Source organism: Microcoleus sp. B4-C2 (assembly GCF_036705265.1).
In the GTDB taxonomy this organism is placed as follows: domain Bacteria; phylum Cyanobacteriota; class Cyanobacteriia; order Cyanobacteriales; family Microcoleaceae; genus Microcoleus.
The window spans coordinates 3,241-18,119 of record NZ_JAUBUB010000053.1 but is presented as its reverse complement, the minus strand read 5'-3'; the positions used below and the strand labels follow the sequence as shown (position 1 = coordinate 18,119).

The 14,879-nt window shown below is 45.6% G+C and carries 9 protein-coding genes; 3 read left to right on the top strand and 6 right to left on the bottom strand.

Features of this window, described 5'->3' with window-relative positions; translation table 11 throughout:
* Positions 1-242: 242 nt before the first annotated feature.
* Together QUB20_RS16520 and QUB20_RS16515 are read right to left on the bottom strand one after the other, a co-directional pair.
* Positions 243-5,081, bottom strand: a complete 4,839-nt coding sequence (locus QUB20_RS16520) for a PAS domain S-box protein (protein ID WP_333247426.1) — start codon at positions 5,079-5,081, stop codon at positions 243-245.
* A gap of 217 nt (positions 5,082-5,298) precedes the next feature.
* On the bottom strand, positions 5,299-6,531 hold the full coding sequence (locus QUB20_RS16515) for an RNA-guided endonuclease TnpB family protein (protein ID WP_333247428.1): 1,233 nt from the start codon (positions 6,529-6,531) through the stop codon (positions 5,299-5,301).
* A gap of 61 nt (positions 6,532-6,592) precedes the next feature.
* Between QUB20_RS16515 and QUB20_RS16510 the strand changes: the two genes are divergently transcribed.
* Together QUB20_RS16510 and QUB20_RS16505 are read left to right on the top strand one after the other, a co-directional pair.
* On the top strand, positions 6,593-6,763 hold the full coding sequence (locus QUB20_RS16510; RefSeq protein ID WP_333291488.1) for a hypothetical protein: 171 nt from the start codon (positions 6,593-6,595) through the stop codon (positions 6,761-6,763).
* 392 nt (positions 6,764-7,155) lie between these two features.
* On the top strand, positions 7,156-8,280 hold the full coding sequence (locus QUB20_RS16505; protein WP_333247430.1) for a transposase: 1,125 nt from the start codon (positions 7,156-7,158) through the stop codon (positions 8,278-8,280).
* Positions 8,281-8,505: 225 nt separating this feature from the next.
* Here QUB20_RS16505 and QUB20_RS16500 read toward each other — a convergent pair whose 3' ends face one another.
* The 4 genes from QUB20_RS16500 to QUB20_RS16485 all read right to left on the bottom strand — a co-directional run bounded on the left by QUB20_RS16500 (position 8,506) and on the right by QUB20_RS16485 (position 13,387).
* The gene (locus QUB20_RS16500) at positions 8,506-9,981 is read right to left on the bottom strand and encodes an adenylate/guanylate cyclase domain-containing protein (RefSeq protein WP_333247432.1); all 1,476 of its coding nucleotides are present in this window, start codon (positions 9,979-9,981) and stop codon (positions 8,506-8,508) included.
* 70 nt (positions 9,982-10,051) lie between these two features.
* A complete protein-coding gene (locus QUB20_RS16495; protein WP_333156933.1) occupies positions 10,052-10,396 on the bottom strand; it encodes a slr1659 superfamily regulator in 345 nt (114 codons plus the stop codon).
* A gap of 355 nt (positions 10,397-10,751) precedes the next feature.
* Positions 10,752-11,330: a DUF6272 family protein gene (locus QUB20_RS16490; RefSeq protein WP_333054011.1), complete on the bottom strand. Its 579-nt coding sequence runs from the start codon at positions 11,328-11,330 to the stop codon at positions 10,752-10,754.
* A gap of 77 nt (positions 11,331-11,407) precedes the next feature.
* On the bottom strand, positions 11,408-13,387 hold the full coding sequence (locus QUB20_RS16485; protein ID WP_333247434.1) for a SpoIIE family protein phosphatase: 1,980 nt from the start codon (positions 13,385-13,387) through the stop codon (positions 11,408-11,410).
* 664 nt (positions 13,388-14,051) lie between these two features.
* Here QUB20_RS16485 and QUB20_RS16480 point away from each other — a divergent pair.
* Positions 14,052-14,633, top strand: a complete 582-nt coding sequence (locus QUB20_RS16480) for a hypothetical protein (protein WP_333247436.1) — start codon at positions 14,052-14,054, stop codon at positions 14,631-14,633.
* The last annotated feature ends 246 nt before the right edge of the window (positions 14,634-14,879 follow it).

The following is a 14,879-nucleotide window of genomic DNA, read 5'->3' as shown; positions in this document are numbered from 1 at the left end:
CCGGATTTATTGATAGATTCTCCTGTAATATCACGTCCGAGCGATTGACCATAATATCCCGGCCGGGCGGGTTTTTGAGATTGTCAATTATTGGCAGATATGGTTGTTGAACCCGCCCCTACCTCATTTCGGGCGAAGCGAAGCGGAGGGAATCGACCGGACAGAAGATAATACAAATATCGCTGCCTAACCACAGCAACTTAAAAGCTTGGTAATGTTCGATCGGTTGGAACTCCTTCGCATCAATCCTTAGAGCTTGCTGGGCCATCAGTGTTCTTGCTAAGAAGTGCGACGATCGTCTTAATTAATTCATCCGGTTCGATCGGCTTTGCCAGATGTCGGTGAAATCCAGCTTGCAAAGCTTGCTGTTGATTAACCTCGCCCGCATAGGCAGTCAGGGCGATCGCGGGAATCAGCCCACCCCGTTCGGGCGGCAGAGCTCGCACTTGCCGCAACAGCATATAGCCATCCATCCCCGGCATACCAATGTCGCTCAACAGGACATCTGGCTGGAAATTAGTCAACGCTGTGAGGACTTCTTGAGGGACAGCAAGAGTCAGTACCTCTGCACCTGCATCTTCTAGCAAAAAGGAAATCAACTCTCGCATATCCGGCTCATCATCAACCACAACTATCCGCATCCCCGATAACGGTTCATCCGCAGTCGATCGTTCCGAAAGTCTTGCAAGAGAGTTTTCTTGTCTTACCTTCGGTGATAGGGGCAGTCTTACGGTAAAGGTAGCTCCTAACCCTTCACCGGCGCTATCTGCCCCAACCGTGCCACCGTGCAGTTCGACTAAATGCCGCACGATCGCCAGCCCCAATCCCAAGCCACCAAACTTGCGGGTTGTAGCGCCATCTTTTTGGCGGAAGTAGTCAAACACGTAGGGTAAAAACTCCGGTGCGATGCCAACCCCTGTATCCGCCACCGTAATTTGAGCGCGATCGCCAACACGAGTCAAATTCACCTCAACGCGCCCCCCGGCCGAGGTGAATTTGACCGCATTGGAAACAAGATTCCAGACTATTTGCTGCAAACGGCCCGAATCTCCCAAAATTTGTCCGATCTGAGGATCTAACACAGTCCGAATGTCAATGGATTTGGCAACAGCAGCCAAATTGACAGTTTCGATCGCCGATTCCACAGTTAAAGCTAAATCAACTGGACGAATATTAAGACTAAGCTTGCCTTGGAGAATTTTCGAGACATCAAGCAAATCTTCAATCAATTCAGTTTGCAGCTTGGCATTCCGTTCGATCGTCGCTAACGCCTGGGCGGTTTTCGCCGCATCCAGCTTGCCAGTTTGCAGCAGCTTTGACCAGCCCAAAATAGGATTGAGGGGCGATCGCAATTCATGGGATAGTACCGCTAAAAACTCATCCTTGATCCGATTTGCCTGTCTTAGCTGTTCCGCTTGCTGCTGCAGTGAATCGTTCAGATTTGCCCGTTCCAGAGCGATCGCGATTTGGTCACAGATAGATCCCAGCAGCTCGATTTCAGCAGGCGTGAAGTGCGTCCGAGTCAGACTGGCAAAGGAGAGCGTTCCTAATAACCGTCCTTGAGCGATTAACGGTTGACCCACGTAAGCCGTGATGCCCAGTTCAGAGACGGCTTTACCATTCGGATGAGTGAAGAGTTCGGCTTGATTCAAGACAAGTTGCTGCTGCGTTTGGGCAACCAGTCCACAGAGATAGTCCCCTACTTCGATCCAGTCGATCGCCTGCGCCCTTTCTTCAGAGATGCCATCATAGTTTCTCAAATGCAACATCGGGCGGTTGTCTTTTTCTTCCACCATGAAATTGTAGTAAGAGTGCAGATCGAGTTGCACTGCAAGTTTGCGGAATAGCGTGTCCATCAAAGCCAGAGGCTGTTCTGTCTTCATCAGATCGCGGGTAGTTTCATACAGCAATTGCAGGCGCTCACTTGCTTGCCGTTGTGCAGTCTTGTCCTGCATGATTTTGACAAATCCCTGCGGACAATCCGCTTCATTAAGCAGGGGCATCATCAATCCACTGGCCCAAAAGTGATTCCCATCTTTGCGGACGTGCCAGCGTTCGTCTTCGACCCGTCCTTGCAGTAGAGCCATTTGCCTCTGGTACTCGGCTTGTCCTTGTTCGTTATCTTCGGGCGTGAAAATCATCCGACTCGAGCAACCAATTGCTTCTGTCTCGGTATAGCCCAACAACCTTTCTGCCCCTGAGTTCCAACTGGCAATGATGCCGTTAAGGTCGAGGGTGAAGATGGCATAATCTTTGGCGCTTTCAAAGATCAGACGGAGGCGGGATTCATTCTCGCGCAGGGCTTCCTCAGCTTGTTTGTGGTCTTCAATATCAACACAGGAGCCGATGTAGCCCAAGAACTCACCTTCCAATCCGTAGCGAGGAACAGCTTCATCCATAACCCAACGGTATATGCCATCACAGCGTTTCAAGCGATATTCCATCTTGAACGGTTGACGGGCATCAAAGGCAGTCACATACGTGTCTAAAGAGCGATCGAGGTCGTCGGGGTGGACTCCTTCTGTCCAACCATTGCCCTTTTCTCGCTCGATCGTCCGTCCCGTAAAGTTTAGCCACGGGAGGTTGAAGTAATTACAGAGTTTATCGGTGCCAGCCATCCAAATCAGCACAGGGGCGGCATCTGCCATCAGCCGGAACCGTGCCTCACTCTCCCGTAGTGTGGCTTCGGCTTGTTTGCGATCGGTGATATCGTTGACGAATGCTACAAACCCTTCAATTTTTCCCTGGCTATTGAAGCGGGGAACATAGGTGGCATTGATATAACGGGTTCCACCATCTTTGTAGGGAATTTGGCTTTCAAAGGTCACTTCCTGTCCTGCCAAGACTTGCTCAACATAAGGACGAATCCCTTCATAGCCAGTTTTGCCTAAAACCTCTTGAAGGTGCTTGCCATAGATTTGCGCTGCCGGATGTCCAAACCATTCTTCATATGCTCGATTGTTGAAGCGATAGCGCTGGTCTGAGTCTACAAAGGAAATCAAGGCAGGCACGGCATTGGTGACTAAACGAAGTTCTGCTTCTCGTTGTTGCAATACCTCCTCGGCCAGTTTTTGAGCGGTGACATTTCGGAAATAAATGGTAATCCCGTTGGCTGCAGGGTAGGTGCGAACGTCATACCACCGATCGTGATCGGGATAAAAAGCCGTGACTGACAAAGCCACGCGCTCGTTTGCCACGCGCCGATAAACCTGCTCAAACTCGCTGCCATTAAGTCCGGGGAATTCTTCCCACACATTTTTCCCAATCAGATCGCTGGCAGTCCGGTCTAGCAGAATTTCCGCTGACCGATTCACATAAGTGAAACACCAATTCTCATCAAGGGAAAAGAATCCATCATCAATACTCTCTAGAATGTTGCGACTCTGCTCTTCGCTTTGACGCAAAGCTTCTTCTGCTTGTTTACGATCGCTGATGTCGATTAATACGCCGCGCGTCGAAATTATCATGCCCTCAGCGTTATAGGCGCAATCGCCCTTTGCCAAAATCCAACGAACGGTGCCATCTGCCCACAGCGTCCGATACTCAATTTCAGTATGCGGTTGATTCGCTTTGAGCTCATTGAGTACGGTGTGAACGAATGGACGATCGTCGTGATGCACCGCTTCTAAAAACACCTTCATGGAAATTCCCCGATCCACGGGTAAACCAAACATCCCTTTGGCTATGTCCGTCAAACTCAGGGTGTCAGTTTCCCTATGCCAATACCACAAACCCAAATTGCCGCCTTCGGAAGCCAGTCTGAGCTGTTCTTCGCTCTCGCGCAACGCCTGGAACGATCGATCGCGCTCGAAGACGATGCTGGCAACTTGGGTGCCGAACTCCGCGAGTTTATGTTCCCAATCAGTCGGCATCCGCGCCTCGCTAAAGCAAAGCATCAGCGACCCCATAGGTAGATTGTCCTGCCTGAACACGGGCTGAGAATGACACGCTAGAATGCCATGAGCCACGCATAAATTTCGCCATGCTTGCGACCAGCGATCGTCCTTGGCAATGTCGGCGCAGGTCACGGGCTGACCGCTATACACTGCTTCGCCGCACGTTCCAATGCACAAATCGTTAATCGGAGCATTTTGGAGTCCTTCAGCAAAAGACGGTGGAAAGTCTGGAGTAATCGATCTGTTAAAAGTCAGCCCCTGAGCATCCGCTAGCATGAAGCCCGCGCGGGTACCCGGATTCAGCCTGGATACTGAGTCACACACGGCTGCCAGACAGTCGTCTAGTGGCTGTCCGAATGCGATCGACTCCAGCAGTCGTTTCTGCTCGATTAGGATGAGTTCCGCCTGTTTGCGATCGGTAATGTCAGCAAGCAAAACGGTCAGTCCACTGGGCGAAGGGTAAATTCGATGGTCATGCCAACCTTTCAAAGGTGAGTACAGATAATCAAACTGGAGTGGCGTTTGTTCCCGCATTGCCCGATGAAATTGCACATAAGCATCGGTGTCAACGGCTGCAGGAAATAGCTCCCAAACGTTCTCACCCAGAATCGCTGACCGCGGCATTCCAACCATTTCACAGTAGCGATCGTTGGCATAGGTGTAGCGCCAATCGCGATCGAGGATGTAAAACCCATCGTTGATGGTAGAAAGTACCGTTTCTAGCTGTTCTTTTGTCTCCCTCGCCGCAGCTTGTGCGACTTGGCCCCGAACCTGGGCTTTTTGTTCTAGGAACCTTGCCTCCTGTAAATTTTGCAAGGCTGCTTTCGCATTTTTTAGAGCATTGCGCCACGATAAACTGAGTGAAGCGCTCAATCCTGCGGCGATCGAAAACATACCCAGCCGAACAATTGTTTCTACATTAACTATCTGTAAGGAATAGAACGGCTCAATAAAAAAATAGTTGATTGCCAGCGTGGATAAAATTGTTGCCAGAAACCCTGCCCCGAAACTGCCATACCAGGCACTCACCATCACGGCGATGAAAAACAGGGGCGTCGTGGTTGGGTAGAGCCACGGTAAAAGCGATCGGGTTAGCGCCAGTGCCAAAGCCACGGATAGGGTGGCCACACCATAGGGAAGTAGTCGAATATCTCTGAAAATGCTGTTGATTTCCTCTACACTCACCCTTTGTACTCCTTATCCGAAAAATATCTTGCTCGCAGCGCCTTACTGCATTCGCCAAGCGTTGCATCTGGGGAATTACCTAACTCATCCAGCAATATCTAAATTTGCTTGAGTGCCAAGCGAGAAGGCTTAGCCTGTCCATTTTCCCAACGATTAATCGTGGGAAAGGTCATCCGTTCTGAAAAACTTACCCATAGCTACCCAAATCTTGACATAGCTAGACATGAGTGCTTGTGGTGTTAACTTCCTGTTTCACAGTAGCGACAACATGACTGCTGTCGGGTTTGTCTACTCCGCAGGCTGACACGGTGGAACTCACCGCCAATTCTGAACGTTCTGGAATAAATATTCCTTCAAACCAACGTTCTATATTTTTCGACGCATTCAAGTCACGGTCTTGAATATTTCCACAACTGGGACATTCAAAGGCTCGGACTCTTAATGGCATTTTATGCCGATGATTACAGCAATTTGAACAGATTTGACTGCTAGGAAAGAATCGATCTATGAGCGTCAATTTTGAGTTAAACTTTTCGGTTTTATATTCAAGTTGACGCTTGAATTCGTACATGGCGCAGTCGGCGATTGCACCAGCTAACTTGTGGTTCTTCAAAAATGCCTTAACATTCAAATCTTCAATCTTCACTTCACCGTGGTTTTTGGCGAGGTAAGTTGTTAGCTTATGAATAGCATCTTTTCGGATGTTTGACACTTTTAGGTGCAGCTTGGCTAGTTTAGCGATTGCCTTTTTGCGGTTGTTAGACCCTTTGACTCGCGCACAGACACGCCGTTGCAGACGTTTCATTTTACGGTTCATCCGACGATAGGCTTTAGGGTTGGCAAAGACTTCGCCGTTAGAACAAACAGCTAGCTGCTTGATGCCGATATCAACTCCGACAGTAGGACGGTCACGTAGAGTTGCGGGCTGCTCAATTTCGTATTTAAAAGCAATGAACCATCTGTCAGCTTTTCGACTGATTACGCAGTTGTGAACTGCCGTAATTGGTAATGGTTCGTGCAGCCTAACCCAGCCAATCTTAGGTAACTTGACACGCTTGCCGTCGTTATTAATTCCTGGCTTTGCTTTGGTTCCTTGTTCTAGGTAGAAGGAGTCCCCCGATACACCTTTCTTTTTGAATCTAGGTTGTTTAGATACCTTTTTGAAGCATCTATCCCAAGCTATTCTCAATTCAGTTAGAGCCTGTTGTGGGCTGGCTTTGGAAGATTCGTAATACCAGGGATGCTCATGTTTGACTTCTGCCACTAAACGCTTGTGTAGATCAATTGCAGAAGGGATCTTAATAGTTTTATCCGTCTTCCTGAGTGTCAATGTTTCAAGGATGATTGAATTTGCCCAGTTGTAAGCGTGTCTTGCTACTCCGCAATGCTGCCGAAATCTAGTCACCTGTTTGTTATTAGGTTTTAATTCCGTCTTGAAACTAAGTAACATTTGCTTTTACCTCATTTCTGCCTTACTCTTATTGTATGCGGAATTAATACGGAACAAGAAAATGCCTAGAAAAAAGATTTACAGCGAGCCTAAGCGTAAGGTCAACCTCAGCCTAACCGAGACTGCTACTAAGTGGCTAGAGGAAAAACGAGTTCAGCTTACCGCAAGCAGTCTTAGTGACGTTATCGAGAGACTTGCTAGAGAGTTACCCAACAATTCCATCAATGGGTAACTTTGTCCAAGAATCACGTTACAGCTTTAAACCCTAATTCATCCGCCAACTTTTTCTGAGACAGCTTCAGCCCTTGCCACCGTTCTGGCACCAAATTACCGATCGCTGGTTTTGCCGCCCTCAGCCGTTCTATTTTGAGAAGCCTCAGAAGTAACAGGTATAAAGCTATTTATATTTTACCAAAGAACTGGGTCTAAAGCCCCGTCCTTCGCTTGACGGCTTTTCCTCTTTAAGTGTATCAATCCAGTCCTCTACAAGCTGGGTCATTGTTTTTTCTTTCTGTTTGGCAATTCTCCGTAACTTTTTTAACCGACTCACGGCAATGCGAATACTTAATCTTTCTTTAATCATTTTGCTACCCAATCGCTACCCGTTATGAGATCATGGTTAGCATGAAAACATTGAAGTTTAAGCTATATCAAAGCAAGCGAAATAGACATCTCAAGCGAAGTATCAATGCTGCCGGGGTGATCTACAACCATTGCATTGCACTCCATAAACGGTACTACCGGATGTGGGGCAAGCATTTGAATTGCAGCAAGCTTCAAAGTCATATTGCTAAAATCAGAAAGCGTAAAGCGTTCTGGCAGCAGGTTGGATCTCAGGCTGTACAGGATATCTGCCAGCGAATCGAGAAAGCCTACCAACTGTTTTTTAAGCATCACCAGAAAGGAGTTAGACCTCCCGGTTTCAAGAAAGTTCGCAAATACAAATCGTTCACTCTCAAGCAAGCTGGCTATAAATTTTTAGGTGGTAATCTAATTAAAATTGGGAATCGCGTTTATCAGTATTGGAATTCCAGAGAGATAGCGGGGAAGGTCAAAACCTTAACCATTAAGCGCACTCCATTGGGAGAGTTATTCATGGTTGTGGTCGTTGACAGCGTTGAACAACCTGAAACCAAAGTCGAGACGAGTAGAATCGCTGGCTTTGATTTCGGCTTGAAAACGTTTCTCACCTGCTCAGATGGAACGAAAATCGAATCACCACAATTCCTGAAACAATCCCTCGGCGCTATTAAGAAAGCGAATCGTCAACATTCCAAAAAACGGAAAGGCTCAGCTAACCGGGAAAGAGCAAGACTCAATCTAGTTCGCAAGCACGAGGACGTAGTAAATCGTCGCTCTGATTGGTTCTGGAAATTGGCTCACGAATTAACTGATAAGTTTGACGTGCTGTGTTTTGAAACGTTGAATCTAAAAGGAATGCAACGGCTTTGGGGACGTAAAATCTCAGACCTTGCATTTGGCGATTTCCTCCAAATTCTCAAATGGGTTGCCAAAAAGAAAGGAAAACAATTAGTTTTTATCGACCGCTGGTATCCATCTAGTAAAACTTGTTCCCACTGTGGACACGTTCTGAAAGAATTGGATTTATCAGTTCGTGAATGGCGATGTCCGTCCTGCCAGAAGGTGAACAGCAGAGACGAGAACGCTGCAATAAATATTTGTGCGGTTGGGGCGTCAACCGTTAAGTTAGGCGATGTTAGACAGGCTGTGCCTGCAATTGCTGTTTGAGCTTAGAATCCCCTCGCCTTGATAGCTGGGGAGTATGTCAAACCTTTGACAGATTCCAGAGGTCAGTCATCACTCTTAAGATATATATCAATCCTTACAGGAGTCGTAAATTTTTTATCCCACCCCAACCCTCCCCGAACCTGCGGGGAGAAAGTAAGAAATTCACAAGTGATGCGAGAATTGCTATATGGAGTCAATCTAAAATCTAAAATCGAGTAAGCTGCTTTAAATTCCTTTGAGGAGCGATCGCCAATCCCGACAGCGTTTCAGGTAAATGCGAGCTACATGATCGCTGGGATTTGTTCGCAAACACTCTTCAAATAATTTTCCTGCTTCTCGGAATTCTTTCCGCTCGCACAGTAACATAGCTTCATTATATACAGACAAATTTGCTAGCTTTGCCGACAAACTTTCCGGCGGATCTGCATCAAATACCTCATAGACTACGACATATTGAGATTTTCCTTTTACCTGTACTTTATCCACAATTCTAATTGCATAATCGGTGGGATTTCGCAACCGTTCCAAAGTCTGCTGAGAAATTAAAAGAGGTACGCCGTAATCTTTGGTCAATCCTTCAATCCGAGATGCTAAATTAACGGCATCGCTAATCACAGTGCTGTCCATTCGGCTTATACCTCCGACTGTCCCCAGCATCAAAGAACCCGAATTAATGCCAATGCCAATTTGAATCGGGACGTAGCCGACGCCTTGACGGTATTCGTTATAATTTTTCAGGATATTTAGCATTGCAATACCCGCTTTCACTGCATCATCTGCAAAGTCACTAAACAAAGCCATAATTGCATCGCCAATGTATTTGTCAATAAACCCGTTATTGCTAGTAATTGCAGGCTCCATTCGCGAAAGGTAAGCATTGATAAATTTAAAATTTTCTTGGGGAGTCATAGTTTCTGAAAGCGTCGTGAAGTCGCGAATATCCGCAAATAGCACCGACATTTCCTGCTGCACTTGGTCGCCTAAATGGACATCTATAATACTTTCATATCCCAACAAATTTAGAAATTGGTGCGGCACAAATCTACCGTAAGCATCAGTTAAGTCTGATTCGGCATCCAGGGATTTTTCTAAATTTTGGTTGAGGTCAAATAGTTCCTTAATAAATAAATGGCGCTGGGATTCAGCTTCTTTGCGTTCCGTGACATCTTGAAAAACTGCGATCGCAAAAGCAACTTTGCCACCATCGTCAAAAATTGGCCTTCCCCAAATTTCTAGGGGAACTTTCTTGTCGGTTCGATGAATTTCCAGATCGTCAGCAGTCGCGTTTTCGCCCCTTAAAGCTCGGACGAGCGGCAAATTCTCGAAAGGATAAATTGTCTCCGTTCCCGCGATATAAATTTGATAACTTTCTGACAAATCCTCAACAGAATTTAAGGGCAAAACTCCTTGACCGAGTAACTGCTGTCCGGCGTGATTTACGTAGTAAGGTTTGCCTTGAGAATCGAGCACTACCACGCCTACCGGAATCGCTTCGAGAAATTGAGCCAGCTTGATTTCGCCTTCGCGCACCGCCTCGAATGCGCGAGAGCGTAACTCAGTTTCAACCGTATCGGAATGTTCAGCAGTAGTTTCCAGCAAGATTTCCAGATCCGCTTTTTCCTCCTTCAAGTCTTCCACTTGCTGGCGCAATCTTTCTATCTCTAAAAGTAGCTGTTCTCTAGATGGTTGTTCTTCCAGCATAACTCGAGAATTTGCGCCTCGACTAACAAAAAATTGCTTAACATCTCGCACCCTAAAATTAATCGTGTTTTTATAGAAATTCCAACTGCAAACCAGGCATCAGGCGCTGAAAATTCCTCAAAGATTTACCGTGCCAAGCTATGCTTTGAGAGCCTTGCACCGCCATTTGCACCCTGGCTGTTTTGCGGATCTCGATAATAAACTTCGATAGCATATTGATGCCAGAACTGTTCAAAAATTCTAACTGCTGCAAATTGAGGGTAATTTTCGTCGGTTCCAAGTCGGCAACTTTAGTCAGAAACTGCGCTATCGGCGCGTACTCAGCAGGCCCGCTCAGCCTTAGAGATCCAATAAAACTCACGGTTGCCGTTGCTGGATCGTAACAGATCTGGTAATCTTCTGTATTAATTTCCATAGCCACAAAAAAAAGTCCCTTAGATATTATCGATCGCTAGCGTTGCTTATCAAAGAAATGGGTCTAAAACCCCGTCCTTCTACGAGGGCTTTGAGCTAGAATAGAGAAGTCTACAGGCTCAAGACGCGTTGAAATAGCTACGATGAGAGCGGAGCGCACCTAGACAGTTCGGAGGGGCAATGCTTAACTGCAACCCTGAAGACACCAAGCTTTTTGCTTGAGTACAACGAAACATAGTCGCCTAGCGGGCATTGGGAGACTATAAACGGACGTGGAGCAACGGTAAGACTACTTTGGTAGCGCGTTGCTGTGAAGCGTTAAGGAATCTTCGCTCATGAAAGGACGAGGAGGTATGTCAAACTGTTAATTGCACCATAGTTGTCACCGCAATTACTTCCGGGTCTTTGTGCACGGTCTGGAATTTCCAGCCAAGTTTGGCGGTATAATCGGTGAGCATGGTCAACAAACCCAATCCCGAATTGGTACTGTTGTCGTCAGCAGCATTTTTTTCCAACCGCTGAAGGTAAAGTTCGCTTGGCTCCGAGGCCAGCAACTCCTGAATATAAGCCTGAAACTTGTCCACCGCTTGCGGAGAGATGCTGTTAGCCACTGAGACAATCACTCCCTCGCTCTCTAATTGCAGTTTAATATCGATCGGGTAGTCGGAGGTTTCATCATTAAACTTCATGGCATTTTCCAATAACTCGTTGGCAATGTAGCTAACAGCACTTTTTATTTCAGCTTGTCTTTCAATTGTCGAGGGTTCATCTTGGTTGCCCGGAAAAAAAGTCGTCAGGTAATCAGCCAGAAAATCAGCAGACAAACCGTTGTTCCGCCACCGCTGCTTGAGAGGAACCGAACTCGGAGAAAATCCAATTATTAAGTATTCTTGGCTAGCGGGCTGCTCGATGAAATCTCCGAAAATCTGAGTCATATCGATGTGAGAGCTAAAGTTTGAGATGAGGGGGATCACTGAATATATTTTAAACTTTAGGAGGGATATTCAAGTAGTTATTTTTGTTTGAGTACCAGCAATGTGATGTCATCAAAAACTTTTTGTTCGCCGATGTGCGATCGCACGTCCTTAATTACAGCGTGCCTAATTTCGGCAGCAGAACGCTGCCAATGAATTTTTATTACCTCAATTAACCTATCTAAACCATAAAGCAGTTTATCCATATTTTTAGCTTCCGTAATCCCGTCAGTGTAAAGCACAACCACATCTCCTGAATGCAAATGCACAATTTTCTCAGCAACAAATTCAGCAATATCTACATCCAGCCCGATCGGGAAACCCAAATCGATTGTATCAAACCGCTCTACACAACCGTTACACCGCACAACAATCATTTCTTCGTGCTGGCCGCTCAACTTCAGCATCCCCTCCTCATAGTCTAGCAAGGCAAGGCTAGCATTTTTGTCGCATTTCATCCGCTGCACGTTATCATAAATTACACTGTTAATAGCACTTAAAAATCTTACTGGGTCTGGTTCATTGTAGGCGAGCAAAGTTCTTACTGCCGTTTGCACCATAATCATTAAAACACCGCTCTCCAATCCGTGTCCCGTCACATCTCCAATGCCAATTTTCACTCTACCTTTGTGTTGGAGTACGTCGTAATAGTCGCCCCCTACTTCCTCAGCAGCTTCCATAAATCCCGCAATATCTAACCCCACAACTTCATTGAGTTCTAAGTCTTTGGGCAGCAGCATCTGCTGAATCTTGCGAGTAACGTCTAGTTCAGCGCTCATTCGCATATTTTCTGCTTTTAGGCGATCGTTGAGAACAGTAATTTCTTGATTTGCACCAACTAAGGCATCGGCAATTTTGTTAAAAGCACCCACAACTTGCCCCAGTTCATCTCTGTTATCCAAAATAATTTTGTGGTCAAGATTGCCGCTTGCCATCTTTTTTGCAGCTTCGTCAAGGACAAACACAGTTTGCATAACGCTTCTATAAAAACTTACAAATAAATAAATAACTATGGCTAAGGTTATTAACACAACAATAGAAATTATGCGTTTCTTGGCAACGAAACTATCAATGCGTTTTTGCAGGAGAAAGTCTAATTCCTTGATAGTTTTATCCCACAGTTCAAAACTATAATTCAGAACTCGATCGCTCCCATCAAGATAGGCAGAATATTCCACTAATGCTGTGGGCTTAATCAGTTTATCTAGTTGCTCAGTTAGCTGCTCTACTACCGAGTTAAAGTTTGTTAAATACTCCCTTAATTTCGGGATCAGATTCCCGTGAGGATTATTGCTAAATCCTACCTCCATATTGATAGCTAAATCCTGATTAATTTCTCTCAATTTGCCTGCCAAAGTAATCAGTTTCGCTCTTTCTTCAGGTGTGGCATCGGAACGCAAGTTGTTTATTTGAGAGATCAGCCTAATCTCTGACAATATTTTTTGGATTTCTGGAAGTTTCAGCAAAGTAGCATCCATCAAATAATAGGTATCTAGATCCGGGTCTAAAATGAGATTAGAAGTATCGCCGACGCGAGCGCTCAGTCTATCAATATCTGTAGCTAAACGTTGATAGAAAAAATCGTAACTTTCTAAACTCCAATGGCTGTGGCGAAGTTTGAAGTTGTGCCAATCTTGATAAATATTATTAAATTTTTTACTGGATATTAATGTGTTTCCAAGCTGGCTATCTGTATTAGCCATCGCTTGAAATTTATTGTCTATCTTGGCTTTTAAATCTGTTCTGAATTCTGAATTGCTTAAACTAGGATTTAACCTCTGATTCGGATAATTTAAGAGTTGAAGTTTCGGTATATATTCCCTCAACTGGCGCAGTCGCCGCAGGTATTCATTTCCGTAGATTTCTTTTTGGGCAAAATCAACTCTGCTGTTAATTTCGGAAATTAGCAGGTACATGACCAAGGTTAACGGTATTGCAAATAGAAAACCAATTAAGGTAAATTTTTGAGGATAGCTCAGCCGATTCATTAAATGGATTCCCAGGGATTTTCTGTTCATAATCGATAGATTTTAAGAATATTGTACTAAAAAAGTAGCGATCGCTACTAAAGTAGTTGCGGGGACGATCACTCTAGAAAACCCGAATGCTAATATAATTAATCAGCGATAAGCTGTGGAGCATTTAAACCAGTAACGAGGCTTGTAGGGTGCGTCAGGAGTGAACACTTATGCGCTTATGCGAGAAACAATTCTGTAATGACGCACCCTACTATCCTCTTTTAAATGCCGAACAGCTTAGCTGATTTAATTTCTAATGCGTTTTCGTCCAGTGGCAACAATTTTTGTGGCATCCCTGTGATATCCTTGGCTGAGCTCGCCTCCTCCAGTCTAAAACACGTTTAGCAGTTTTGGAACGAAGAATAGTAATTTGTACTGAGATTCGGGGGCAGGAGTAGAGGCTTTTAAGAATATTTACTTAAGCATAAATTTTTCTTAATACCCGGAGACAACAAGTAAAAATTAAGTAATAACTGGGTAGTGCAAGTTTCCTGAAACACAACTGCAGGCGGCGAGTAGAAAATACTTGCGCCCCACGCACCAGCAGTCAAATCGGTTCTGCACAAAGGAACCAATAGCACCAGCAATAGTGTCTAAGTAAGTATCTGCAGTTGAGTGTTCAGGAGCGATCGCGCATTGTGTAAAGTGAGGCAGAGGGCATATTATGAAAAGAATCTCCCAAAATAAATTTCAAAAAAATAAAAACCGAGACCAAAAGCAGCCCAATCCAGTAATCTTGGCTTTGGTGCTCACAGGAATTCTGGTATGGGAAATGTATCCGGCGCTAAGACACACCGCAGCAGCTAACGCGGGCGCTCTCAAAGATTCCCTGGCCCAGTTGGAAAAGCAACAGCAGCAAACCGCGCAGCAATTTTCCTCAGCCGCGGTGCCCCAAAACATCAGCTATTCGGTATTGGCACTTAATACTCTCACTTCCGAACCGAGGAATTTTGCCGAGGGTACGCGCAAAAATCCCCCGAAGCAATTGCCCGCAACCGTAGCAGAAGCAGTTCGCCGAGAGTTGTCGGACTCCACTGGCATTGCTGCTGACAAGTTGAAAGTAACTGAATCAAGCGGACAAAGTTGGCCGAATACTTGTTTAGGACTCTCGAAAGCCGATGAAATTTGCGGTCAAATGATTGTTGAAGGTTGGCGGGTTGTGGTTTCGGATGGTAGGCAAACTTGGGTTTACCGTACTAATGCTAGGGGAAATATCTTGCGTTTGGAAAAAAAGTTAGCTAAGTAAATGTACCCTGTGAAATGAAATATAAGTTTCCTTTTGGAACAGGCAAGATGCCTGTTCCACAAAGAGTGAATTTTCTTGTGGGTGGTTTCTTGTGGGCTTCTGGGAACAGGCAAGATGCCTGTTCCACAAAGAGTGAGTTTTTTTGTGGGTGGTTTCTTGTGGGCTTCTGGGAACAGGCAAGATGCCTGTTCCACAAAGAGTGAATTTTCTTGTGGGTGGTTTCTTGTGGGCTTCTGGGAACAGGCA